We start from the raw sequence: 20,982 nt of genomic DNA, 5'->3' as shown, positions 1-20,982 counted from the left end.
GCTCACCTAAGTCTATGCGGAAATAGGTTCCGGGGGATGTAATGGCGGCCTTGAAGCAGTGGAGGCCAATCAACTCAGCGCATGCCATACAGCAGGTGATAGCCAGAGTCCGATTCAGCCAAGATGTTAACGAGATACCTTGGCGCAGGATCCTAACGCTTGGCAAAGACCGAGCGCGCGCGTTAGGGTTGAATGTTGAGCAGCCAGTGCAGGATGTGAACGTAACAATGTCTCCATCTGGCCCTCCGGTGCAGAGCATCAGAGAAGTGGGAGTAGAGCACTTACGTCTCGAGCGCCCAGGGTTCGCATCTGACAAATTGTTAATCTTGAAGTCGGAGATCTCGTTTGAAGAGTGGCGCTACACTAGGTGGGCCGCCCTTGCAGAGAAGTTGGGCGAGCTATTTCTACCCCTTACGGAGCGCTACATGGATAGCGTAACAATTTCCGCGATCCAGCTTGAGTATATCGATATGTTCGAAGCGGCTCCCGCTTCCCATGGCCCAGACTGCTCAGAGCTTATTCGTGAGAATAGCGAGTTCACATCACCTGTTTCCTACAGTAAAACAAATCCGTGGCATTGCCACTCCGGTTTTTTTACATCACCGGATGCGCAGACAAAGCGACTGTGCAACATTGATATTGACGTAGCCGACATAAACACTGGAACCACACCAACGGGCGAAGATCCAGTGCGAGTAGCTCGCATTCGGACGCACCTTACAGATTTCTTTAACCAAAAAGGCTATCCTCCGCTTTCGAATGAAAGCTTTGAGGGTGCGGCCATAATCGAGCGCTTCGAAGCCCTGCATGTGTCGTTGAAGCAAACCTTTGGTAAAATTATAACGGACCAGGCGGCCGCCGCCGTTTCGATGAAGGGCTGAGAGAATGCAGGTGTTAGATTCCCACTCTCCGCAGAGGACACGCAGCAGTTTCGAGAATTCCCAAGGTGTAGCAGTTTCTGCCACAACCAGGGGTCAATTTAACCGAATAAGCACAATCTCTGCATCGACGAGTCTCGTCAGTGGAACGTCCCAAGTAAAATGGGACAACGTGATATACTTGGATTCCGAAATTGACGTGTCGTTGGCTAGGCTTCGTTCGTTCCGAACCTGGAAAGACAATTGGGACGGTGACGGTGCGCCCGCACCCTCGTCTGAACTAATTGATACCGCAATTGAACTCTTTGCTTTGCTCGTCAACACTCGGGTCAAAATCCGGGTCCATGTAGGAGGCGATGGGCGGCCAGTTTTTTTCCTTCGCGACGTCCCGGCGAATGCTGAAGTTGCGGTTGAGGCAGCGGATGAAATTTCATTCAGTTTTGATACGAAGGATAAAGTGATCGAGGAGTTCTGCATTCCCTTCAATGGAAAGCACCTTCCCGAGCCTCTGCGCAAAGCAATTGCCATAATCCAAGGGTAGGCCACATTGAGTCCTGGCTGTCTTGAAGTGTGGGCTGGCGCCGAATTTCTTAGGCGTGCTGATACCTTGGACGAACATAGTCCAGAGTGTGGCTGCGAAGACCATTCTTTGCATCCAAATGGTGGCTCTCCAATTAGCAGTGACGAGGTAATCGCCAGGATCTTGACGACACCGGATGGCTACGATCTTGAAGCGGGGGAGCTGGTTAGTGCAAAGTTGCGCGCGGTATTCTCCGCCGGCCTCAGCGTGGTGCGGCAGGATGCTCCAGAGGAAGAGATAAAGGTTACAGTTAACCAACTTGTCGCGGCTAGCGATGAGGGCAAGTTGGTCGGCGCCGCTATTCTTCCAGCAAGCGCCATCCGCGCGCTGCGCGACGAGAAGCGGTGGTTTTGCATTTTTCACACCGAGAACGACGGCAAGACGCATCATGGTGACGTGACGGCGACCAGGAGAGTCGCGGCGACAAAGTCGGCGGTCGCAAAGTTAGAAAGCGATCGTAGGAGAGAGCTTCAACGTCTTTTGATGTCACACTTGGTGATGTGCGATACCTCCGAGGAACTTGTTGCCCAGTTGAAAAAGCGCTGGCTCGGGACGTAGCTCCTTGACACAGTTGTGATGACTGAAGACGTTCAGCTTGGGAAGCTCATGACCTTCCATTGCCACCAATGGGTTGACTGTAAAACGTCTCCAAGACGACCCAAACGTCCTCAATGGGTTAGTGCCGCCTTGTAAAACCGAAGCGACGGACATTTGTGGGTAAGGCTGCCAGAAATATTGACAGAGCCCTGAGAACGCCGCCACCTTGGGAACAGGAGGATCGGCATGTGCAACCTGTATAACGTCACGACGAACCAGCTTGCGATCCTTCAGGCGACGCGAGCCATGATCGACAGTTTGGGCAACCTGGAACCGTCGCTGGACATCTATCCCGACTACAAGGCACCGATCGTGCGGAACACCCCTGCCGGACGCGAGGCTGCCATGGTCCGTTGGGGACTACCGTCATCGAGACAGGCTCTGTTTCAATCGGCACAAAAGCGCGCCGAAAAGCTTCGCGCTAAGGGCAAGGACGTCGACTTCATCGAGTTGATGCGTCTGGAGCCGGACGGCGGCACGACCAACGTCCGCAATACCTCAAGCAAACACTGGACCCGCTGGCTTGGCGTCGAGAACCGCTGCGTCGTCCCGTTCACCCGATTTGCTGAGCCCGACCCCGCGAGCAAGGCCGAAGGCGGCAGGACACCAAACGCCTGGTTTGCAGCGGATGAGACGCAACCGCTGTTGTTCTTCGCTGGAATTTGGGTTCCCCAGTGGGAAAGCGTCCGGAAGGTCAAAGAGGGCATGATAACGACCGACCTCTTCGGATTCCTCACGACCGAGCCGAACGCCGTGGTCGCGCCGATCCACCAGAAGGCGATGCCTGTGATCCTTCGGCCCGGCGACGAAACGGAGACGTGGCTGACGGCTCCCTGGGAAGAAGCGAAGCGCCTCCAGCGACCATTGCCTGACGACGAGCTAATGCTCGTTCTGCCTCCAATGCCGGCGGGCTAGGCCGGTCCCCGTTCACCCCAGTAGACTTGCCGCGCCTCCTGAAGCGTCATTGAGAGCAAATAGCTTAACATGACGGCTTTCTCTCCGTCCTTCCGGCTCAACTCCAGTAACTCCGTCAGTTTCGCCTTGATGAATTCGCCTCGTGTCTCGCTCATCGCGCCCTCGTTACGTGACCCGGCGAGCAGGTTAATAAAATTTTTGACAATTACACTCAAAATTGCAGAACTCGCGTTCGCGCGGGTGAGCTGTGTATGAGGTATACAGCAGCCCGGCGGCATGTGCAGTGCCGCCGGGTGTTCCATCACCCCACAATCTCATAAATCGAGGCCGCATCCGCCTCATCGCGCAGCCCCTTGAACGACGCATGCCGAAGCTTGCCGTCCTGCGTCCACGCGCGAAACTCAATTTCCGCCACAAGTATCGGCTTCACGAAAACGCCCTTTCGCTTTCCCACATCGATAGCGGCTTTCGGGATCGCTATCGCGTCGAGCTGGCGGCGCAGCGCGGCCCCTGATCGCGCGGTGAAGCCGGTCCCCACGCCGCCGACATAAACCAGGTCACTGCCCTTTCTTGCTGCCAGCAGCAGTCGGCCGATGCCGCCGAGTGCATCGCGCGAGGGCTCGTAACCGACGATCGCAAAGCCCTCACTCTGCACGCACTTGATCTTCACCCAGTCGCCGCGCCGACCGGAACGATAGGGCTTGCTTTCGTTCTTGCCGATGATCCCTTCCAGCCCCATGCCGCAAGCGACCTTCAGCAGCTCCGCGCCATTGTCGCCGATCTCCTCGGACAACCGGATGATGCCGCCGGGAACATGGCAGATCGCCTCGAGCATCGCGCGTCGATCGCGCAGCGGCATGCCCGTCAGGTCGTGGCCGTTGAGATAGAGAAGATCGAAGGCACAGAACAGTGCCTCGCTGGCACTTCGCTTGCCGCCGCGACCGCCCAGCGCCTGCTGAAGCGCGCCGAAGTCCGATCGCCCCTGCTCGTCGAGAACCACCGCCTCGCCGTCAAGGATCAGCGTATCCGCGTCGATTGCCTCCGCAGCCTGTGCGATGGCGGGAAAGCGCTCCGTCCAGTCGTGCCCGCCCCGCGTGATGATGCGGACGCCCGACGGCTCTCTATGGACTGCCAGCCGGTATCCGTCCCACTTGACCTCGAAGCTCCATTCCGGACCGACGGGCGGCCGGCTCACGAGCAAGGCGAGGCAGGGCTCGATGCGCGTCGGCATCGGGTCGTGGTGGACTGTCGCGCCTTTGGCCCTACGTCTCTCCATGCCGCATTATCGCGCGAAAGCTCAATTCGTTCCAATGGAGGAGAGCATGACAGTGATTCTCTCACCACGCTCGCCGGATACGCCCGATCGCCTCGTCGAATGCGAGGAAGCCCTGGAGGCATCCTTCCAGGAGCTCGTCTGGGGCGCCGTCCAGGCCGGATGGGGCGAGGAGGAAGCAGCGACCGCTCTTGCCATGCTGGCCGATCACCATGTCCTGGCGATGGAAGCCAACAGGCGCACGGAGGCGTCGGTGAAGCGTGCGCGGAGAAAGAAATGAAGCCGCGCCCCACGTCGCGCAGGGCGCCGCCAGGCGCCTACTTCGGCACGCCGGTGCCAGTGTGGGTCGCCGGTCGAGCCCACGCCGGCGGTTCTCCGGTGATCTTCTGGATCGCTCCGCAGATGGCCTGATTCAGTTCGGCCAGAACGCGGTATTCCTCGCCCGAGGTCGTCAGGCTGCCGGAAGTGTTGCAGATTGTCTTGTGCAGGGCCGTTGCGTGGGCGATGAACGCTTCGCGCTCATGGTCATACATATGCTCGTGACGGCCGGATCTACGAACCATAAAGCTATTCCTTCTTGCTCTCGTCTTGGCCCGCATGCCGGAATAGGGTAATGGCATAATGAGAACAAAGATGGAACAGAATTGATGAGTGACGAGAAGTCGAACGGGCAGAAGGCAGCCAGCGTCCATGAGGAACACTGGTGCCAGCACCCGGATTGCAAGAGGTGGGGAAGTTTCGGCTACGACCGCGGCAAGGGCGCGATCGATTGGTGGTGCGCGGAGCACCGGCCCGCGGCGAGTGAAAGGTATCAATAGAACGCCCCAGTGCGGCGATCTACTGGACCATTCCTTCGCACTCCAACCTGGAAAGCTCCGCACGGATCTGGTCGACATCGCTTGGCCGGATGCGTTCCAGCGACAGCAGTTCCTTGTCGGTCATCCGCGCAAGCTCACTGACATGCTGATAGCCATGACAAAGCAGGACGACAGTGAGGCGGAGGCTCCGCCGAGAAAAAGTCAGATCGTCGGGACCGGGTTTCAACATGCATCGATGGTAAGCCCGATTTGTCCATCCGCAATGCTCCAGAAGAAGGAGATTGCCGCCACCTTTGGCGGAACAGCGAATTTTGAGTAAGCTTAACGCGTTACTCAGGACTGGGCATGAGAGGAACTGGTTGCATGGATGCGCAGAGCAGAAGAATCACCATTGTCCAACAAAACGGCAAATGGGTGGTGAGCGAAAAGACGAACGACCATTCCAGCCACAAGGCATTCGAGACGGAGGCCGAGGCGCGCCAGTTCGCGAGACAGCTGACGGAGACCGAGCCTCTCAACAGCGATGAGGCGTAACCCCTGGTGGGTCTGCGCGATTATTGCCGTCGCCATGCTGGGTGCGGCGGCGAGTTTCGTGGCGAGGCTTGGACAGGCGCTTCGCTGGTGGTGATCAGCCAGGCTCGAGAAGCAGCGGCTTCTCAGCCCGCCTGCCGTTCACATTGTCCAGCCGCTGCAAGATCTCCCGCATGACCCGGATATCGCCGTTCATGTCGTTGAGACTGTCTTGCAGCTCCTTCATCGCGGTTGCCGTCGTCGCGGTGGACTGCTCTGCGACTGTCAACCGATATTGAAGGTTGTCGATCTTACCGATGTCCTTCTCCGTGCCCTTCACCCGCTCCTCGAGCTTCGCCATGCTGGCGCGGTATTCGGCCGACTTCTCCTTTCGGTCCTGCTCGATTGCGGAGCGCCAGGCCTGCAGCTCTTCAATGTCTCTGCTCTTGTCGATCCAGATTGCCATGCCGCCGCCGATCATGGCGAAGAGCGTCACGATTTGAATCAGCGTGTTCAAGTTCCATTCGAGTTTGGGTGCGCGTCTCGGTAGTTCCATTGCATTCGCCTCGGCCATTTGGTCCCCTGCCATTCAACTGCATGTGTTCGGCGTGCGGACCGCTTGACGAGCCCGTCCGCAAATCTCATTTTTACGATGTTTGCCGGGGCGCCATGGGCCGGCGCCGCCATATTGGAGAACCGTCATGATCCACCGTCACATTCCATCGGAAGGTTTCGTCGATCCTGCTGGCCTCTCAGTGCTGGGGAGCGCTTTCGACGAAATCTGTCTGCAACGCGGGATAGAAGCAGAGAGCCAGGAGGCAACAGCGCTGGCTGGCCTCCTGCTCCGTCACTATCGCGAAGGCATCCATGACCGCGAGAAGCTGCTCGCCATGGCAGGCAATGCCGATCAGACCTTGTTCGGTGGTGCCCAGTAAGTCAGCACCGCCGGCAGACCGACGGTGATCGCGTAGAGCAACAGATAGCCATACCAAGGCGTGTCGGCCGGCATGAACGGCAAGCCAATGGTGCCGGTTGCAGCGCCGCCGGCTGCTGCTGCTATGGCTTTCGAAATCTTCTGCATGGGGTGTCCTTTCGTGCTCAGGAGGCCGCGAGAATGGCCGCGTGGAACTTCCGCGCGTAACCGGCGATGTCGTCGGCGCGATCGAGCCCGTTGATGATCTTGCGGGCGTTCTTCCAGTCGGTGGTCGTCTCGTTGAAGCAGTCGGCGAGCTTCACGCCGGTGAAGCGGCCATTGATCATGCCGTCGAACATGATCCGCGTGGCGACGGCGTCGAGCAGCGCGTCGCCCGGCGAGTTCTCCAGGCCATAGGTCCGATAGTTCGCCCGACCGGTGATCTGCACCAGCCCACGCCCCCGGTAGCGCCAGCCGTCGCCGGACGCTTCGTTGCCGTTGCCGATCCGGTTGGCATACGCCCGGTTTGCGATCCGTTCCGGCTGGCGGGCGTAGGCGTTGGCCTGAGCGACGGTGAAGTATTTCGGGAACGTCTTCCGAAGTCCGGCGGCCGAATAGTTCAGGTTCTCGGTGATCGGCGCCACCGTCTGGCCGGTCTCGAGAAAAGCGGTCGCCAGCATGTAGGCCAGCCAGCGGGCGTCGGTCAGCCCGTCCGCCTGCCACTTGTTCAGGATGGTCTCCATCCCCTTGACCTGCCCCTGTGTCAGCCGGCCGCCAAACAGCGACGAGCGCACAGACGCATAGAATGCGCTGCGGTTCATGATGATGTCCTTCTTTCGGAACTGGTGCGCGGTTTGCGCGTTTTCAGGCGACGGGAAAGCTGGAGATCGTCGCCATGAACAATGTTACTCTCGTTACTTCTCAGCCCTCAGCTGCGCCTTTTTCGTTGCGCTTGTCATGGGGCCGACATTCTGAGCCTAGATCGTGTTTGCCACCCAGGCGGCAATGACCTCTGCCATCATGTGCCGGTTCTGCTCGTTGGGATGAAGTTCGTCCGACACGCGTGCGACCGTCGCATTTTCATCGACAAATAGTGTCGTCTCCACCCAATCGGTGTCCGTCGACATGTGCGCCCAGAAGGGGAGAACGTTGACCTTGTCATCGGCCAGCGTCCTCACGTAGTCGATGATGGCGCGGATCATCGGCACCTGCTCCTCAACCCATTTCTGATCGCTCGAGGCGCTGCGCGGGATGGCCGGCAAGCCGACGCCAATCTGGATATTGGCACCGGCGGCGCGGATCGAGGACACGAGGATACCAAGCCCCGTCTTCGCCTGCGCGAGAGACATGGCCGGCGAACGCTGGTTGATGTCGTTGGTGCCAAAGTTGATCATGACGTGCGTTGGAAGCGCCAGCCCGAGACGAGACAGCCCCCAGGCGAAATCAAAGATGTGCCCGTAGAAGACTTTGCCGACGGGGTCGCCGCCCGTCGCAGGGCGGACCCAGGGGTTATGGCCCTGCCGCCGATCGCTTCCAGTGCCATCGGCCGCCAAAGCCAGATAGGCCGCGACGTTTGTCACGGGCGGAAACTGTGTTTCGCCGTGGTAGAAGTCCTGCCACTCCCAACCCTCGCGGCATTCTCCCATGAGCCCGTCGTTCTGCTGAATGGAGCCGATGAAGGTCGGAGAGATCCCGACTGCAGACATCTTGGCCGAAGCCTTCCCCAGAACCGATCGGTTGCCGATGCTGTCGCCAAAGCCGAGAATGGCGGCACTGCCGGCAACAGGGGCAGAGACCCGGGCATTCGCAACCGTTCGCCGCGCTCGCCTGCCAGCGCCCTCCGGGCCGCCCTGCGTCTCGAACAGCATCGAGGATCCGGCGCGAGCGTAGTCCAGTTCGAGCGTGCCGGCGCCGGAGAGAAAGTAAGGCGTATCAGCGTCAGCGCTTGCCGCGCAGCGGATCGTCAGCAGGGGCAAGGTAGAGACGTTGCGCTTGCCGGAAAGCATCGACGGCACGAAGAACGGCAGCGGACGGCCCGCGATGGAATAGTGTTTCCCCCCATACAGCGCATCCATATCCGATGGCGTCGGCCACTCTTCCGGGAAGATGTATCCGCCGATGTTGACGCCAGCGTAGAGCTGCGCGCCGCCGAACGTGCACATCGTTCCTGGATCCTGATAGGCCCCAATATTGTAGCGAACGGGCCGCGACGTGAACTTGTATCGCGCAAACCCGACAAAGATCGCAGTGTCCACTGAAAGTCGCTTTTCTTTAGCCAGCCCGAAATAGCTGTTCGCTCCGCCCTCGGTCGTCAGCGCGTTCCCCCCGGCATCGAGGAAATAGAGCCGCGGTGTATAGTAAACCCCCTCGCCGGTCTCAGGATCCACGACAGGGGTGTGCACATAGCAACGAACGAAATACCAGCCCTCCAATGGCATGTCGGGCGGCAGATCCTCGCCGTAGAATGCCTCGATCCCGGTCACCCCCCGGACGATGCCGCGGGAGGTCAATTCCGAAGACGTGAAATCCGCCAGCAGCGCGTTTGCCGAAAAAAGCGTCGATCTGTCGGGATCGTTGCCCCGGCTGAACATGCTGAGGTGACGGCTTCCCGGACGCGCACCGACGGTTTGATGATCCGTCCGCACCGAGCGCGCGAGACTTGCCGCGATGAACACAAACCGATCGTCGCGCGGGAACATTGGAAAGGCATTCCCGGAAACTGCCTTGATCGGCGCAGATCCTGCCGCCGCCGCAACGGGGTCGAAGTAATAGCGCGTCTCCGAGTTCGTCGCCGTCGAGAGATCGAACTCCCAGTAGAGATCACCGCTCGCGGGCGAATAGAGGGTGAAGCCCGTGCGGCGCGTGTAGTGGTAGAAGGCAGAAAACCGGATCTTGTCGCCGAGGATCGCAATGGGATAGCGGAATTGGATCCGCGATTTCAGGTTCTCATCCAGGCGCATCACCGGGAATGGCGATTTCACGACACCGCGCCAGATCTCGGCGACGATGAAGTATCGCGCGGCAATGTTCTGTACGACGCCGGAGGGGACGAGCGCGATCTTGACGGGATTGGTATCGTCGTTGGCGTCGACGTAGACCGTCGCAATATCGGAACCCGACGTGATCGTGAAGGCGACGTGGTTCGGAAACGGCGTCGATGCGGTTCCGAAACTTCCATTCAGCGCCGTCGATCCACCGGCACGGGCAAATAGCTCGCGCGGCACGTAAAGGGTCTTCTCAGGACCGGCGACGCCGCTTTCGTCGTAGAGCAGCTCCTGGCCGAAATCGACGACGGGCGTGGTTGCTGCAGCAAGCGTAGTGCGTACGGCGTTGTCGCCCGTTGTGATCGAGGTGACGATCGCGCTCAGCCTCGCGACAAGGCTGACCTCGGCCCCGCGAGCCGTAGCGACTTCAGCAATGACGGCGGATAAGTCGGCCGCAAAGGTCGCGGGCAACGCAAGCGACGTGATCGACCAGCTGCCCGAGCCCGAGGAACCCGCCTTGATGTAGATGCCGTTGTAGCCGGCCGTAGGGTCATTGTAGACGATGCCGAGCCGGTTTGCCGGGTGTGCGAGATCAGCATAGAGGGCCGACCGGGTCGCGTAGACAACGGCATTGCCAATAAGGACGCCATTCAACGCCGACGACAGGAGCGCATCGATCATCTTGAACAGGGCGATGATCTGGGACTTGTCCGGCTCGGCGGGCGAGGAGGAAGAACCGGCGGCATAGACGATTTTCGCCTGATCGGTAATGGTCATTGAATACCCCATGTGATCGCGTCCGAAGGTTCGGCGCGGGCTGTCAATTTCTCGGTGTGAGGGATTCGTCGATGGCGACGCTGGACTAGAGAGCCCCGATGTCTGTCAGGTACGCTGCGATGGCGTCGTAGAGCGCGCCCTGTTCTGCCGTGGTGAGCGCTGCTCCAGCACAAGCAAAAGGTACCTGCCACGGACCATACGTGCCGGCAGTTCTCAGTATGGTCATGTTGCCGGTTGGCGGCGCCGCCGACGCCTGGCTTATGGTGCTCTCGACTTTGTTGCGATAAGCCCGGAACGCAGAGGAAAGGGAGCGGGACCAGCCAAAGAAGCCGATGGAAGAGCCGGCGCTGTCCACGGTCACTTGAGCGCCGTGGGCGCGAACGGTATACGCCGCGCTGTTCCTTGGCCCTACGAAGGCACTACCGCTGCCAGACGCTGTTCCGACAATCGAGGAGTTGGCGGATGCTTCTGTCAGGGAAAAGCCCCACATCGAAGCATTGTCCTGAGAAACCAGCGTGTTCCATGCAACGCCGCTGTCGAGATAGCCGGTCGCACCGTCACCGGTGAACCCGCGATCCGCGGTGAACGTGATCGTGCCCACCTTCGAGAAGGCGGTCCCGCCCGGGTTCTTCCAATCAAGCAATGCCGCCTGCTCGTTTGCGGCTGCGAGAACCGCAATCTTCGTCAGCTTCGCCCAGACACCGGCATTCTTGAGGGTTCGGATCAGCGTATTGATGTGGCCCTTGCGGTTGGTGGTGGGCGGCGTCGTCATGGCGGCGAAGAGCGCAAGGCTCTCCTGCTCGTAGATGCTGACAAGCACGTTTTCGAACAGCGCCCAGTCGGAAGGTTTCCCCTCTGGCTCTTTCCACCTCACGCGAACATCGTATCGCTCGCCATCTGCTATCCCGACCGCCTCGGAACGCGTGTTGCTGTCGGCAACGTTGATGTCCGTCCACTCTTCAGCGTCGGCAAGCGAGATCTGCGCCTGTGCGGATAGATCATCGCGATCCGAATACGCGTCCCAGGACGCCACCAGGAGAGCGATCGTCGCCTCGCCGACATTTCGCTTCTCGATCGAAACAGTGAGATTTTCCGGTGCATGGATGGATTCGTCGTCGAAGTCTTCGGGAATGGCCGGCGGCGTTCCCTCCTCGGCGAATGTCAGATCGTGCATGGTCTCGGGATCTTCCGGCAGGCTCACGACGTCGATGACGACGGTCATGTCATCGTCGCCTTCGCGGATATCCATGATCTCGAAAGGCTCGAAGTCGATGCCGAGGTCGCGCACCTCGAGGTAGATGTACTGCTCCTCCCACGCCTCCAGCCCGAACAGGTCCGTCACGATCGTGCCGCGCCAACGCGCCGTTGCACGCTGCGCCCGCCTTTTGGCGATGCGCCGGGCATGATGGTGCTCCTGGATCTCGTAGGCCTGGATCGGGATCGGCTTTCGCGTCCCGTCAGCATCGATGATCCAGGGATCGCAGGTCGCCTCGGTATAGCGCGCCATCTTGTTCTGGTAGCGGACGGTCACTTCGGTGCCTTCGCGCAGCGGCCCGCTCGAGTCTTTCAGCGAATAGCTGACGATGACGGCGTCGGGGATCGAGACGGTCGGCGGCACATATTTGCCCGCCTTGAACCCTATCTTGCCGGAGCGCTTTAGAAACAGCCGGCCGTCGGTCGCCGTGATCATCCGCTCGATGATATTGATCGGTTCCTCTTCCAGCTTGTAGTCCAGCTGGCCGTGATAGCGGCGAACCGTACCGCCACCCGAGGTCGCAAGCAGCTCATCGCCGATGTCCGCCGCCACCTCGAAATCGGCCTCGTCGATCATGCTGGCCGGCAGTCCCGCGCCGTCGAGGTCGACGAGGTAGCTGCGGAAGATCAGCGCCAGGTTCGCCGAGTAGGCCGTCAGCTCGGTCCTCGGATCAAACACCTTGTTTCGACGGGCTACCGGCACGAGCTGCGGCAGTCGGTTAGGGTAAACCTCCCTGATCTTTTCCGTCTTGACCTTGTTGGACTTGATCATGACGGTGACGCAACCACGGCAGCGATGCGTGTCGTCGTAGATCTCGGGGAAAATTTCCGCGACCCGCTCGTAGTGAAGCTGGCTCGCAGACCCCAGGCGAAACTCGACTTCCACCTTTCCGTCGATCGGCGAGGTGTTGATATTGCCGTCCAGCTCGACGGTGACGATCCGCTCGTCCAGCCGCCATTCGGTGAAGGCGTCTATCCCCTGTTCGCCGCCCTCGCCAAGATAGAGGATCTGCACCAGCGCGCCGTCGCGGACTTCGAAAAAGATGATGGCGGCGCCCATCGGCCCCTCGCCATAGCTCTTGCGCCGAGACGATACCGACTGACGGACGGTTCCGCGCATCTCCGCTGGCTTCGGCGCATCCTCCTTGAACAGGGCATTGGCGCCATAGGAGATGCCAAAGCCGATGGCGCCGGCCAGCAGGTTGCCGCCGAGCGTCAGCGCGCCCGTGGCGGTAACGAGGCCGGGGATACCGGCCGCAGCGATGAGACCAACAATTGCCTGCGGCATCAGATGCTCCACGCCGCCAGGACGGTGCAGTCGCGGAAACCGGCGACACCACGCTCAGCCTTCACGATCCAGCGACCACTGGACGAAAGGATCGCGCAATACTGCACGCCCGCAACCTCGATCACGCCGAAGTCGCCCGGCCTGTCACCGGCGGAACCGACAGCGCCGGCCTTCGTAGCAATGGCGGAGACCAATGAAACAAGTCCGCCGCGATCGGCGATCAGCTGCTCGGCGTCGGCGGCATCGGTAACAACGCCCCGCAGGTCTGCTGCCGGGTCGATCCCGTGATTGACCCGCCACCAGTCGGCCAGTTCCAGCCCGCAATTCAGATTGCGCCAGCAAAACGGCTTCTGCGCCATGTCGGCGATGAAGGCGTCGAGAACGGTCAAAGCCATTTGTATTCTTTCGCATCGATACCGGCGACGCGGCGCATGCCGTTGTCGCCGGGGTAGCGGTTCTGCTGGTCGCGGTCAGTCACATATCCGAACGGCGCGCGGCGCTTGTTCGAGAAAGGCCCTTCGGCCGAGATCGAAACGGTGCGAACGAACCCGCCATTGTCGTCGGCCGCGCGGGTCGCCTCCATCCCGCGGATCTTCCCCCAGGTGACGGCATAGGGATTGTCCAGGCACTGGGCATCCTCGTCGAAATACTGCGAGAACACGGTGACGAGCCGATCGAAGTATTCCGACGCCTCGCCCTTCACCTTTCCGGCAAAGCTTTCGTCGACGCCGGAGACGGTGAACCGCAGTTCCGGCGCCTTGCCGTTGATCGCCTGCGCAATCCCCGAGACCTGCCCCAGCTCGCCGAAGCCGAGCCAGGTGCGGCCGTCATTCGTTTCCAGTCGGCCAAAGCCATTCCAGACGCCGATCGGCCCTGACGCGAAGTCGAAGAGCACAAGCCTGCCACGCCGAACCACGCGGCCCGCATGTTGCGCGCGCACTGCTGCACTGAAGGTCATGTGGTTTTCCGTGGTTTACCGGGGCGTCAGGAGGTTGGCCGACTCGACTCCCGGTTGCTGCCATGCTCCTTTGCGCTCGTAAAGCTAAGGAGGTACATCATGGTAACGCAGGCAGACATCACCGGTCGCATTGACGACTTAGAGGCGATCGTAAACGGACTGATGATTTACATCGCCGCCAAAGAAGCAGGGATCAACCTCAATACTGAAGATCCAAAGACCCAGGACTTCCTCAAGAAACACGTCTTCCGCGAGATGAAATACAGGCTAACACGGCGCGGTGTGGACAACGGTGGCCAGCCTCTCGTAAACGCCGGCGATGGATATTGGGACAGTCTTGCGGCCGGGAAAATCCCAACGTTGGTCGAAGAGCTTAAAAAGCATTTTGGCTAACCCAGCCTCGGCCATGTGACTGGCGGCATAGGCTTGTTCTGCAGCAAATCAGCCGCCAGTTCATTGGCGAGTTTTTCGCCAAGGCGTAGGACGATCAGAGCAAAGATCGTTTCGACTGGTTTACTCATCAGCTCTTGGTATCTCGCTGCGGGGACCATTTCTATCTCCTTTAATGAAAAGCATTGATGTGATGTCGCTTGAATCGCATCACACCCCGCTCCAGCTTTCAACGAGTTCAAGCGACGGCCTGGCCCACCGCCCCATATCGAGGTCGAGCGCGCCTTCATCCGCCGACGCCAGGTTCATCAACGCCTTCGGCGTCGCGAAATCGACGGTCGCACCACTCTCGACGGCAAAGCGAAGCGGCGGGCGGAACTGTATCGTTGCGTGATTGCCATCGATCTCGGGCGGCTTGGTGATGATGTGCAGGGAAGGCCGCAACCCTTCATAGACCGAGAAATACATGCCGCGCTGGAGCGCCCCGGCCTGATGAATGGTCAGCACCGCCGAGGTTGCTCGACGCGGGAGAGCACCGGCAAGCGTGATGCGAATGGTCGACTGGCTATAGCCGCTCCCGTCCGAAAACGTCGCACCGTCGGAATGCGGAATCCCCGTGACGACAGGAGGAAAAGCCCCGAACGTCGGCGCCCGCAGATCGTCGAACGGTCCGACCATCAGATCGCCTGCCATTCCCTCCAGCGAAGCGATGATGCCGCGCCAGTCCAGGATCTGATCACGGTCGGCAATCGGGAACTGCCCCAGGCTGCCGACCCAATAGCCGGCATCGGTCACCCCCACTTGCTGCTTGCCGCCGAATGACCGAGGCCCAAGGTCCTGCATAGGCTTGATCCGGAACATGATTCGGGTCGGCACCAGGTGAGAAGCAAGGATCTCCATCAGCGCCACTCGTTTTCGCGGGCATAGGCCAGCTTCTGGTTGTTCTCGTCGATGGCTTGGCGGATCAACTTGATGTTCTTTTCCGAGACATCCCCCTGAATGATGACATCGCCACCACGGTAGCTCGAACCGCCGCCACCCGCGCGGCGACGGTCGCGGCTATCCATTTTCGACAAGGCATCGAGCGTGTGGTTCGGAATGATCTGCGCACCGGGGCGCACGTTCAAAAGCTCCGGTCCTTCCTCGCCAACCCAAGTTAAACCGCCGCGCCAGTTGTCAGTGCCGTTCGCGTTGCCCGGGAGCCCCAGAAGCTTGCCGACTATGCTGCCAAAGATGCTAGATCCACCTCCACCACCGCCACCCCCGAAGATCGCGGAGAGCGCGCCGTTGAGCGCCTGATCAGCGAGCCGCGCCAGCGCATTCTTCAGCGCTTCAGCCGCAGTCTTGCCGTTCATAAGGTCCTGGACAAACCCCCGTGCCGCGCCACCAGCGATCGCACCGAACTCGTTGACGCGAGCCTGCAATTCCTCCTGGCTTTGCGCGAAATTCAGCGTCCGCTCTTCAGCATTGGCCATTTCCGCTGCCAACGCCTTCAGCTTGGCGATCTGGTCCGGCGTCAGGTCTAGCCCGGCCTGTTCGGCCTGCGTCAAAAGCTCCTGCTCGTAGCGCAGACGGGCGGCAGCATCGCGCGTCAGGCCGAGGGCTGCCATTTCGAGCTTCTGCTCAGCAGTGAACTGGCGCGCGCCTGCGATGATCTCGTCATAGGTCGCCTTCTGCTCGCGCATCTTTTCGTTTTTCAGCTCGATCCCCTGATCGACGCCGGGCATGCTCACCGATGTCCCGTCATAAGCTGCGCGGATCGTCGCATCATCGACGCGACGAAGCCCTTCCCACTCGTTGCGCAGACCGGCGGGATCGTTGCCGCGCCCCCGCATCAATTCCATTGCCAGGCGATCCTGCAAATCGGACGAAAACAGCTCCGAGCCATCGAGCCCAAGTCGCTGGCGCAGACCGCGCAACGTCTTCTGGACGATCTGATAGCGCCCGACGGCCGAGGAATTCTTTGTATTATTGGGGTCGCTGAGCATCTTCGACTGCATCGCATCGATATCGTCGAGCGACATCAGCACCAGGTTGCGATTTCCGCCGGTGTAGCGGCCGTAGTCGAGCGTCTCGTTGTATCCGCGAGCCCGATCCGTTCCCTCGGCAAATCCGATAAGATCGAGAAATCCGCGCGAAGCCGCTTCCCGGGCGCCGCGCTGCGACAGGGCGCTATTGGCCTGGTTGCGCAGGGCGTTGGCCTCCAGCACCTCCTGAACACTGGTCGCCTTGGAGATCGCGGCACCGTAGGCGGTATTGATCTTTGCCTGCGCGTCGAGATCGGCGAGCGATTTTGCCAGTTCGGGAACAGCCTGCTGCAGCTCACGAATGGCAGCGGCATAGGTTTCCAGCCCCTTTGCGCCGGATTCTGCCGCCGATCCGGTCTGGCCCAGCGCCGAACGCAAGCCGTTCACCGCCGGCGTGGTTTCGATAATGTCGTCCTTGACCTTGCCGGGGAAAACGCCCGAGGCCAGTGTTCCCCGCAAGGTGCGCGCTTCCGTCTCCAGCTCAGAGAGTTTCTGCGTCAGCCGCTCGATGTTGGCGCCGACATTGATGTCCTCAGGAAAAGCCTTCTGGTCGAACTGGAGCTGATCGAGTGCCGCGCGCGTCTGCTCGATCTCTCGAAGCTTGTCGGAGAGCTTGAGCGCGGTTCGGAATTGTGCTGCCTGCTCCAACTGGAGATAGGCCTTGCGCCAGGTCAACAGCTCTGTCGCAGTCTCGACGACGGCACCTTTCAGTCGCGTCGAAATCGTGCCGGCGAGGAGAGAGAATTTCCTGTCAATCTCGTCAGCTTTTTTCACGACCTTATCATCGAGCACGATGCCGAGCTCGTTCGCAGCGGAGATCTGCCGTTTGATCCCGCTCTCCCCCTGAGAAATCAACTGCACAAAACGTTCGCCCGCAGAGCCACCGAAGATCTCGTCGGCAATACGGATCTGTGCAGCACGATCGAACTCACCGAGCCTGCCGATGATTTCGCTGAATAGGGCCGAAGGGTCACGCAGCTTTGCCTTCAGAGCGGTGGCACTGTAGCCGAGCCGCCGGAATGCCTCGGCGGCGGGGCCACCGGCCGTGACAACGAACTCGTCGGCGCGCAAGTTCAGTTCCTTCAAACCATCGACCATCGCATCGACGCCGATACGATTTTGTTCGGCTACGAACTTCAACTCCTGGAATGCCTTGACGCTGACGCCGGCGCGCTTGGCCTCGTCACCGATGGAGGCAACTTCGCTGGCTGCCTGCCGCGCGCCGGCGACGAGCCCGGCAAGGCTGAGCGCGCTGCCGAATGTGCCGAGATTAAACGCTGCGGCCTTGATTCGGCCGAACGCCTCGGCGACGTGTCCGGCAGACGTCCTTGCGAGAGCTGTGAAGCGGCCAATAGCCGCCTCAGCGTTCTTGCTCACGGCTGTTATGTAGACCGGGATCTCGGGGCGGCTCATGGCTCAACGTCTTCCTGATGGATTTTGTTTTGCCGCTCGCCGCAGCGATGCGGCGGACGGTCTCGCGCGAGAAGGCAAAGGGTCCCTGGTACTTTCCAGCCAGCCCCTCCAGAGACATTTCGAACTCGGCAAGCGTGGATGCCCAAAACTCCGCCGGTTTCCACCCGAGGCGATCAGGGGAAGTGGCGATGCGATAGGCTGTCTTGACGTGTTCGCTGATCAGGAGGGGCCGATCGGCTTTCCCAGGACGAAATCCTCGGCGATCTGATGAGCGGTGCGCTCGTCGCGTTTGATGGCGCCGGCCTTCGTATGGGCAGTAAAGGCAACTTCGATGGCAGCCTGCCAGCTTTCTGCATCCGCCAGCGATATATTGCTGTCGGAAAGGATCTTGGCCGACAGGCCCGAAGCCTTGTCCTCGTCATCCGCGACGATGAGGGCGCGGACAGCGCAGGTGACTGCGAACGGCTCGAATGCCAGCAGACGGGTGTACACCTCGTTCATTCCGTCGGCTTTCATGGCACGCGACAGCTTCACGAGTCCCGACCACGTCACGGCGATGCGAAAATCGATGGCGCCGAGCGTGACGTCTGCTTCACCCCGCAGGGGATTTGCTACCGCCTCGCTCACGGCGTCGCCTGGAAGACGGCGTTGTTCATCGAGAACGTGATGTCGTTCTGCAGCTCACCACTCTTGTCGCCGGAGAAGGTGAAGCCGGTGAAGATCGCATCGCCCTCGAAGGTTCCGAGCCCGGGAATGATGACCTGATAGGTCTCGACAACCTGATTGATGGCGTCGGCCGCGACAGTTTTCATTGTGGTACTGGAGACGAATGCGCCCTGACCGCTGACGACGATCGACTGAATGCCATACATGCTGGCCTTCCTCAGTTTGGAACCCGGCGCCAGGCAGTCTGGCTTGGTGATGTCGATCTCTTCATTGTTGATCTGGATGGAGCGCTGCTCGGTGATGCAGGCGGGATCGAAGCCGCCGGCGCCATCCGAGCGACTAATCACGAGTTCGCGGCCAAGTGCCATGATAATGGTCCTCTTCTCGGGGTTGAGCCGTCAGATCGCGGCGGTGGTGGGATCGGAGGCGAGCGTCTTGTAGCTCACCGAATAGGTCAGGCTGCCGACGCAGAGGGACAGCCCGGTCTGGTGATTGACGTAGTGCCGGCTGGACATCAGCACCGTCTCGATATTGAGGCCTGGCGCCTTCACCGCGGCCCCCATCGCCGCCTCGATGGCGACGCATAGCTCATCGAACTCTTCTTCCGGATCGTCGTTGCGCAGGTGCAGGATGATGGAGAGCGGGAGGTTGCGGTCATATCCATCCTCGCCATCAGGCCCAGCAAAGGCGCGGATCGTCGCCCGCTCTTCGCCGTCGGCCCAGCTCAGCGTGAGGGCCGGCAGCATCTCCTGCGGGATAGGCCCGGATCGGCCACGCTTGACCTTGCCGGCCACCTCGAAACCGGGGATGGCGGCCAGGCGGTCACGGTAGAAGTCGAAGATCCGGCTGCGCAGGTGCAGCATCAGGAGCCGCCTTGACCGATGTCGCGCAGTGCCTGTTCGGCGGCGGCGTAGCTGTAACCCCTTGCGATGATGTCCTCCCGCGACAGCTTGTCGTCGCGAAGGCGGCGCACGTCGGCGCGGACAGCGCTGCGGAGTTTGGCGGGAAGCTGCTGCCATGGGCGCTGCGCCATGCCGCTGACGGTGCGGCGGGCATTTACCTTGGCCTCGGTTTCCTCGGGCGAGGCGAGCGCAGCACAAAGCGCGCCAAGAGGATCGCACGCAGCAGCGGACCCTGTAGCTTCCGCCAGTGCGCCAGATGACTGTTTGGCCATGTCAGATGTCTCCCGAGAGATGGATACGCACCATGGCGCGCCCGTCGTCGCTGTGATCGCGGATCTCGAATGCGGCACTGTCACCGGTTCGGGCCCCGTTGCGATCGAGTTCATGGATGATGACGCTGTCGCGCTGGCTCATGAGCCCCGCGACGTTTTCGGCTGAGACCGACATCAGGTGCGTGGTGCCTTCGACCGCCTGGCCGAGATCTTCGACCAGATCGATCTCGCGCCATTTGCGCAAGACTGCGCGGACGGGCGGCCGATCGACGCCGGCAATGGTGAAGACGGCGTCGACATTACCGAAGGCTTTCTCGAATGCCGCCCCCATCCGCCGAAACAGCGCCGGCCGCGCGTCGATCATTTGCCGTCGCCGCCCTTGGCTGCGGCCTCAAGGGTTGCGACGCGATCGGCCAGCACCTTGTTGTCGTCGAGCAGCTGGTCACGTTCCTTCGTAACCTTGTGGAGGTCCTGCTCAGCCTCCGATGCCCGATCGAGGAGCATGTCGCGCTCGTCACGGATCGTATCGAGGGTTGCCTGCAGGTTGGCGACCTCCGTGGACTGGCTCTGCGCGCCGCTTTCAGGGCCGCCAGTCCAATCACCGAAGTTCGCGCGGAGGCTTGAGACCTCCTCGTCGCTCAGGCCGTACTTGCCGCCGAGGGGAACGGGCTTGCCCGGCGCATAGGTTTTGTTGCCGCATTTCACGGTAACGTTGAACTTCTCGGTTTTCGTGCTCATGGATCACTCCGATCGGGTTCTTGCAGCAGTGGATCGCCCGGCAAGGCCGGACGATCACGCGTCGAGCCGGACGTCAGCGCACCAGCGCAAACAGGCTGGCGTTCGGTTCGGGTGCGATGGGGAGCGGCGCCGACTGGGTCTGCGCATGCGTGCGAGACGGGTTGAACGTCTGCCACATGAACGGGAACCGCTCGACCGACCGGAGTTCCTGATTGTCGAGGATGGCGCCGTAGCCGAACATGCCCTGGAACTGAAGCGGGTCGAAGATGCCGACGCCGTAGGTGGGCCAGAAGTTGTTCTTTGCGCCACCGATCGTGTAGGGCTGCGAATACTGAATGAAGGTCAGTTCACCGATCGTGCCGAGCACGCTCGAATACTTGCCCTCTGCTCCGGTCGAGACGACGCCCAGTTCCATGCTGCCCGATGCCTGGCGGCGATTGTCGAGCAGCTCCATGAAGCGCGGGGATCGCTTGAGAAGCCCCGCCGCGCTACCGCCGAGGAGAACCTCGCGAGCCGTAAACCCGTCGGTGTCGACCAGCAGCTGGCACCACTCCTCGATATCGTCATAGGGATCGACACCGGTTTCGCCCCAGCGCGCCGTCGAGGTGAGCGCAATGGTGAGGGCCGGATCGCGACCATAGTTGATAGTCTGCGTCGGATAATCCTCGCCGGTGACCGTCACCTGCCCGGTACGGATCGCCTGAGAGCACATGAACTCCTCGCGGCGGGTGATGCGCATATCCTGATCGTCGATGATCATGGCGAGGTTGTAGGCGTAGCGGTCAGCCGGCGACATCTCGCCGCCGATGCGCTCGCCGGGAATGCGGAT

29 protein-coding genes are annotated in these 20,982 nt (G+C 60.8%); 10 read left to right on the top strand and 19 right to left on the bottom strand.

Features of this window, described 5'->3' with window-relative positions:
- Positions 1–41: 41 nt before the first annotated feature.
- The 4 genes from CRO48_RS27350 to CRO48_RS27335 all read left to right on the top strand — a co-directional run bounded on the left by CRO48_RS27350 (position 42) and on the right by CRO48_RS27335 (position 2,970).
- Positions 42–881, top strand: coding sequence for a TIGR04255 family protein (locus tag CRO48_RS27350; protein ID WP_097142873.1), 840 nt, complete (start codon positions 42–44; stop codon positions 879–881).
- Positions 882–1,059: 178 nt separating this feature from the next.
- Entirely contained in the window at positions 1,060–1,419 is a 360-nt protein-coding gene (locus tag CRO48_RS31900; RefSeq protein ID WP_141402136.1) for a hypothetical protein, read from the top strand.
- A gap of 162 nt (positions 1,420–1,581) precedes the next feature.
- On the top strand, positions 1,582–2,016 hold the full coding sequence (locus CRO48_RS27340; protein ID WP_141402135.1) for a hypothetical protein: 435 nt from the start codon (positions 1,582–1,584) through the stop codon (positions 2,014–2,016).
- Between the two features lie 225 nt (positions 2,017–2,241).
- Positions 2,242–2,970, top strand: a complete 729-nt coding sequence (locus CRO48_RS27335) for an SOS response-associated peptidase (RefSeq protein ID WP_097142870.1) — start codon at positions 2,242–2,244, stop codon at positions 2,968–2,970.
- On the opposite strand, the gene CRO48_RS27330 is transcribed toward CRO48_RS27335, so the two are convergent.
- Entirely contained in the window at positions 2,967–3,272 is a 306-nt protein-coding gene (locus CRO48_RS27330; protein WP_097142869.1) for a hypothetical protein, read from the bottom strand. The two genes, CRO48_RS27335 and CRO48_RS27330, sit on opposite strands and share 4 nt — an antisense overlap.
- On the bottom strand, positions 3,272–4,246 hold the full coding sequence (gene ligD / locus CRO48_RS27325) for a non-homologous end-joining DNA ligase (protein ID WP_245423687.1): 975 nt from the start codon (positions 4,244–4,246) through the stop codon (positions 3,272–3,274). Before ligD ends, CRO48_RS27330 begins: the two co-directional genes overlap by 1 nt.
- Positions 4,247–4,292: 46 nt before the next feature.
- On the opposite strand from ligD, the gene CRO48_RS27320 reads away from it, so the two are divergent.
- Entirely contained in the window at positions 4,293–4,523 is a 231-nt protein-coding gene (locus CRO48_RS27320) for a hypothetical protein (protein ID WP_097142867.1), read from the top strand.
- A gap of 37 nt (positions 4,524–4,560) precedes the next feature.
- Here CRO48_RS27320 and CRO48_RS27315 read toward each other — a convergent pair whose 3' ends face one another.
- On the bottom strand, positions 4,561–4,806 hold the full coding sequence (locus CRO48_RS27315) for a hypothetical protein (RefSeq protein WP_141402134.1): 246 nt from the start codon (positions 4,804–4,806) through the stop codon (positions 4,561–4,563).
- An 84-nt stretch (positions 4,807–4,890) separates the two neighbouring features.
- Between CRO48_RS27315 and CRO48_RS33415 the strand changes: the two genes are divergently transcribed.
- Genes CRO48_RS33415 through CRO48_RS32505 form a run of 3 tightly spaced genes read left to right on the top strand, consistent with a single transcriptional unit; the run spans position 4,891 to position 5,595 of the window.
- Positions 4,891–5,061, top strand: coding sequence for a hypothetical protein (locus tag CRO48_RS33415; protein WP_097142865.1), 171 nt, complete (start codon positions 4,891–4,893; stop codon positions 5,059–5,061).
- The gene (locus CRO48_RS32510) at positions 5,045–5,380 is read left to right on the top strand and encodes a hypothetical protein (RefSeq protein WP_176526922.1); all 336 of its coding nucleotides are present in this window, start codon (positions 5,045–5,047) and stop codon (positions 5,378–5,380) included. The genes CRO48_RS33415 and CRO48_RS32510 overlap by 17 nt, the downstream gene beginning before the upstream one ends.
- A 44-nt stretch (positions 5,381–5,424) precedes the next feature.
- Positions 5,425–5,595, top strand: a complete 171-nt coding sequence (locus CRO48_RS32505; RefSeq protein WP_176526921.1) for a hypothetical protein — start codon at positions 5,425–5,427, stop codon at positions 5,593–5,595.
- 94 nt (positions 5,596–5,689) lie between these two features.
- On the opposite strand, the gene CRO48_RS27305 is transcribed toward CRO48_RS32505, so the two are convergent.
- Complete coding sequence (locus tag CRO48_RS27305) at positions 5,690–6,127, bottom strand: hypothetical protein (protein WP_141402133.1); 438 nt, start codon at positions 6,125–6,127, stop codon at positions 5,690–5,692.
- 145 nt (positions 6,128–6,272) lie between these two features.
- Here CRO48_RS27305 and CRO48_RS27300 point away from each other — a divergent pair, with 145 nt between their 5' ends.
- Complete coding sequence (locus tag CRO48_RS27300; RefSeq protein WP_097142863.1) at positions 6,273–6,506, top strand: hypothetical protein; 234 nt, start codon at positions 6,273–6,275, stop codon at positions 6,504–6,506.
- Here the strand turns inward: CRO48_RS27300 and CRO48_RS32500 are convergent.
- The 6 genes from CRO48_RS32500 to CRO48_RS27275 all read right to left on the bottom strand — a co-directional run bounded on the left by CRO48_RS32500 (position 6,479) and on the right by CRO48_RS27275 (position 13,745).
- Complete coding sequence (locus CRO48_RS32500) at positions 6,479–6,652, bottom strand: hypothetical protein (RefSeq protein WP_176526920.1); 174 nt, start codon at positions 6,650–6,652, stop codon at positions 6,479–6,481. The two genes, CRO48_RS27300 and CRO48_RS32500, sit on opposite strands and share 28 nt — an antisense overlap.
- A 17-nt stretch (positions 6,653–6,669) precedes the next feature.
- Complete coding sequence (locus CRO48_RS27295; RefSeq protein WP_097142862.1) at positions 6,670–7,305, bottom strand: hypothetical protein; 636 nt, start codon at positions 7,303–7,305, stop codon at positions 6,670–6,672.
- Between the two features lie 156 nt (positions 7,306–7,461).
- On the bottom strand, positions 7,462–10,245 hold the full coding sequence (locus tag CRO48_RS27290; protein WP_176526919.1) for an SGNH/GDSL hydrolase family protein: 2,784 nt from the start codon (positions 10,243–10,245) through the stop codon (positions 7,462–7,464).
- An 85-nt stretch (positions 10,246–10,330) separates the two neighbouring features.
- On the bottom strand, positions 10,331–12,787 hold the full coding sequence (locus CRO48_RS27285; RefSeq protein WP_097142860.1) for a phage tail protein: 2,457 nt from the start codon (positions 12,785–12,787) through the stop codon (positions 10,331–10,333).
- The gene (locus CRO48_RS27280; protein WP_097142859.1) at positions 12,787–13,182 is read right to left on the bottom strand and encodes a DUF6950 family protein; all 396 of its coding nucleotides are present in this window, start codon (positions 13,180–13,182) and stop codon (positions 12,787–12,789) included. Before CRO48_RS27280 ends, CRO48_RS27285 begins: the two co-directional genes overlap by 1 nt.
- Positions 13,173–13,745, bottom strand: coding sequence for a hypothetical protein (locus CRO48_RS27275; protein WP_097142858.1), 573 nt, complete (start codon positions 13,743–13,745; stop codon positions 13,173–13,175). The genes CRO48_RS27280 and CRO48_RS27275 overlap by 10 nt, the downstream gene beginning before the upstream one ends.
- Positions 13,746–13,844: 99 nt before the next feature.
- Here CRO48_RS27275 and CRO48_RS27270 point away from each other — a divergent pair, with 99 nt between their 5' ends.
- Positions 13,845–14,138, top strand: a complete 294-nt coding sequence (locus tag CRO48_RS27270; RefSeq protein ID WP_097142857.1) for a hypothetical protein — start codon at positions 13,845–13,847, stop codon at positions 14,136–14,138.
- 207 nt (positions 14,139–14,345) lie between these two features.
- Here the strand turns inward: CRO48_RS27270 and CRO48_RS27265 are convergent, their stop codons facing one another.
- The 9 genes from CRO48_RS27265 to CRO48_RS27225 form a co-directional block, all read right to left on the bottom strand.
- Entirely contained in the window at positions 14,346–15,044 is a 699-nt protein-coding gene (locus CRO48_RS27265; RefSeq protein WP_097142856.1) for a hypothetical protein, read from the bottom strand.
- Entirely contained in the window at positions 15,035–17,575 is a 2,541-nt protein-coding gene (locus CRO48_RS27260; protein WP_141402132.1) for a hypothetical protein, read from the bottom strand. The genes CRO48_RS27265 and CRO48_RS27260 overlap by 10 nt, the downstream gene beginning before the upstream one ends.
- A 219-nt stretch (positions 17,576–17,794) precedes the next feature.
- Positions 17,795–18,202 carry a hypothetical protein gene (locus CRO48_RS27255; RefSeq protein WP_097142854.1) on the bottom strand — a complete coding sequence of 136 codons (408 nt, stop codon included), beginning with the start codon at positions 18,200–18,202 and terminating at the stop codon, positions 17,795–17,797.
- The gene (locus CRO48_RS27250) at positions 18,199–18,609 is read right to left on the bottom strand and encodes a phage tail tube protein (RefSeq protein WP_097142853.1); all 411 of its coding nucleotides are present in this window, start codon (positions 18,607–18,609) and stop codon (positions 18,199–18,201) included. Before CRO48_RS27250 ends, CRO48_RS27255 begins: the two co-directional genes overlap by 4 nt.
- A gap of 30 nt (positions 18,610–18,639) precedes the next feature.
- A complete protein-coding gene (locus CRO48_RS27245) occupies positions 18,640–19,104 on the bottom strand; it encodes a hypothetical protein (protein ID WP_097142852.1) in 465 nt (154 codons plus the stop codon).
- Positions 19,104–19,415 carry a hypothetical protein gene (locus CRO48_RS27240; RefSeq protein ID WP_097142851.1) on the bottom strand — a complete coding sequence of 104 codons (312 nt, stop codon included), beginning with the start codon at positions 19,413–19,415 and terminating at the stop codon, positions 19,104–19,106. Before CRO48_RS27240 ends, CRO48_RS27245 begins: the two co-directional genes overlap by 1 nt.
- A gap of 1 nt (position 19,416) precedes the next feature.
- Complete coding sequence (locus tag CRO48_RS27235; protein ID WP_245423686.1) at positions 19,417–19,779, bottom strand: head-tail joining protein; 363 nt, start codon at positions 19,777–19,779, stop codon at positions 19,417–19,419.
- Positions 19,776–20,153 carry a hypothetical protein gene (locus tag CRO48_RS27230; RefSeq protein WP_097142850.1) on the bottom strand — a complete coding sequence of 126 codons (378 nt, stop codon included), beginning with the start codon at positions 20,151–20,153 and terminating at the stop codon, positions 19,776–19,778. Before CRO48_RS27230 ends, CRO48_RS27235 begins: the two co-directional genes overlap by 4 nt.
- 73 nt (positions 20,154–20,226) lie before the next feature.
- Positions 20,227–20,982: major capsid protein (locus CRO48_RS27225; protein WP_102026020.1), on the bottom strand; the 756-nt coding region annotated here is incomplete at its 5' end.

Origin of the sequence: Rhizobium subbaraonis (assembly GCF_900220975.1) — a bacterium.
Classification (GTDB): Bacteria; Pseudomonadota; Alphaproteobacteria; order Rhizobiales; family Rhizobiaceae; genus Mycoplana; species Mycoplana subbaraonis.
Note: the sequence above shows the minus strand (reverse complement) of the source record. Positions and strands in the feature narration are given on the sequence as shown.

What these genes read in the sequence shown, in the direction of transcription:
- CRO48_RS27295 (WP_097142862.1), bottom strand. Translation starts at nt 7,305, where the DNA reads ATGAACCGCAGCGCATTCTATGCGTCTGTGCGCTCGTCGCTGTTTGGC.
- CRO48_RS27300 (WP_097142863.1), top strand. Translation starts at nt 6,273, where the DNA reads ATGATCCACCGTCACATTCCATCGGAAGGTTTCGTCGATCCTGCTGGC.
- CRO48_RS32500 (WP_176526920.1), bottom strand. Translation starts at nt 6,652, where the DNA reads ATGCAGAAGATTTCGAAAGCCATAGCAGCAGCAGCCGGCGGCGCTGCA.
- CRO48_RS27315 (WP_141402134.1), bottom strand. Translation starts at nt 4,806, where the DNA reads ATGGTTCGTAGATCCGGCCGTCACGAGCATATGTATGACCATGAGCGC.
- CRO48_RS27350 (WP_097142873.1), top strand. Translation starts at nt 42, where the DNA reads ATGGCGGCCTTGAAGCAGTGGAGGCCAATCAACTCAGCGCATGCCATA.
- CRO48_RS27270 (WP_097142857.1), top strand. Translation starts at nt 13,845, where the DNA reads ATGGTAACGCAGGCAGACATCACCGGTCGCATTGACGACTTAGAGGCG.
- CRO48_RS27235 (WP_245423686.1), bottom strand. Translation starts at nt 19,779, where the DNA reads ATGATCGACGCGCGGCCGGCGCTGTTTCGGCGGATGGGGGCGGCATTC.
- CRO48_RS27285 (WP_097142860.1), bottom strand. Translation starts at nt 12,787, where the DNA reads ATGCCGCAGGCAATTGTTGGTCTCATCGCTGCGGCCGGTATCCCCGGC.
- CRO48_RS27245 (WP_097142852.1), bottom strand. Translation starts at nt 19,104, where the DNA reads ATGCTGCACCTGCGCAGCCGGATCTTCGACTTCTACCGTGACCGCCTG.
- ligD (WP_245423687.1), bottom strand. Translation starts at nt 4,246, where the DNA reads ATGGAGAGACGTAGGGCCAAAGGCGCGACAGTCCACCACGACCCGATG.
- CRO48_RS27320 (WP_097142867.1), top strand. Translation starts at nt 4,293, where the DNA reads ATGACAGTGATTCTCTCACCACGCTCGCCGGATACGCCCGATCGCCTC.
- CRO48_RS27290 (WP_176526919.1), bottom strand. Translation starts at nt 10,245, where the DNA reads ATGACCATTACCGATCAGGCGAAAATCGTCTATGCCGCCGGTTCTTCC.
- CRO48_RS27335 (WP_097142870.1), top strand. Translation starts at nt 2,242, where the DNA reads ATGTGCAACCTGTATAACGTCACGACGAACCAGCTTGCGATCCTTCAG.
- CRO48_RS27275 (WP_097142858.1), bottom strand. Translation starts at nt 13,745, where the DNA reads ATGACCTTCAGTGCAGCAGTGCGCGCGCAACATGCGGGCCGCGTGGTT.
- CRO48_RS33415 (WP_097142865.1), top strand. Translation starts at nt 4,891, where the DNA reads ATGAGTGACGAGAAGTCGAACGGGCAGAAGGCAGCCAGCGTCCATGAG.
- CRO48_RS27305 (WP_141402133.1), bottom strand. Translation starts at nt 6,127, where the DNA reads ATGGAACTACCGAGACGCGCACCCAAACTCGAATGGAACTTGAACACG.
- CRO48_RS27250 (WP_097142853.1), bottom strand. Translation starts at nt 18,609, where the DNA reads ATGGCACTTGGCCGCGAACTCGTGATTAGTCGCTCGGATGGCGCCGGC.
- CRO48_RS27260 (WP_141402132.1), bottom strand. Translation starts at nt 17,575, where the DNA reads ATGAGCCGCCCCGAGATCCCGGTCTACATAACAGCCGTGAGCAAGAAC.
- CRO48_RS27230 (WP_097142850.1), bottom strand. Translation starts at nt 20,153, where the DNA reads ATGAGCACGAAAACCGAGAAGTTCAACGTTACCGTGAAATGCGGCAAC.
- CRO48_RS32505 (WP_176526921.1), top strand. Translation starts at nt 5,425, where the DNA reads ATGGATGCGCAGAGCAGAAGAATCACCATTGTCCAACAAAACGGCAAA.
- CRO48_RS27330 (WP_097142869.1), bottom strand. Translation starts at nt 3,272, where the DNA reads ATGGAACACCCGGCGGCACTGCACATGCCGCCGGGCTGCTGTATACCT.
- CRO48_RS27240 (WP_097142851.1), bottom strand. Translation starts at nt 19,415, where the DNA reads ATGGCCAAACAGTCATCTGGCGCACTGGCGGAAGCTACAGGGTCCGCT.
- CRO48_RS27280 (WP_097142859.1), bottom strand. Translation starts at nt 13,182, where the DNA reads ATGGCTTTGACCGTTCTCGACGCCTTCATCGCCGACATGGCGCAGAAG.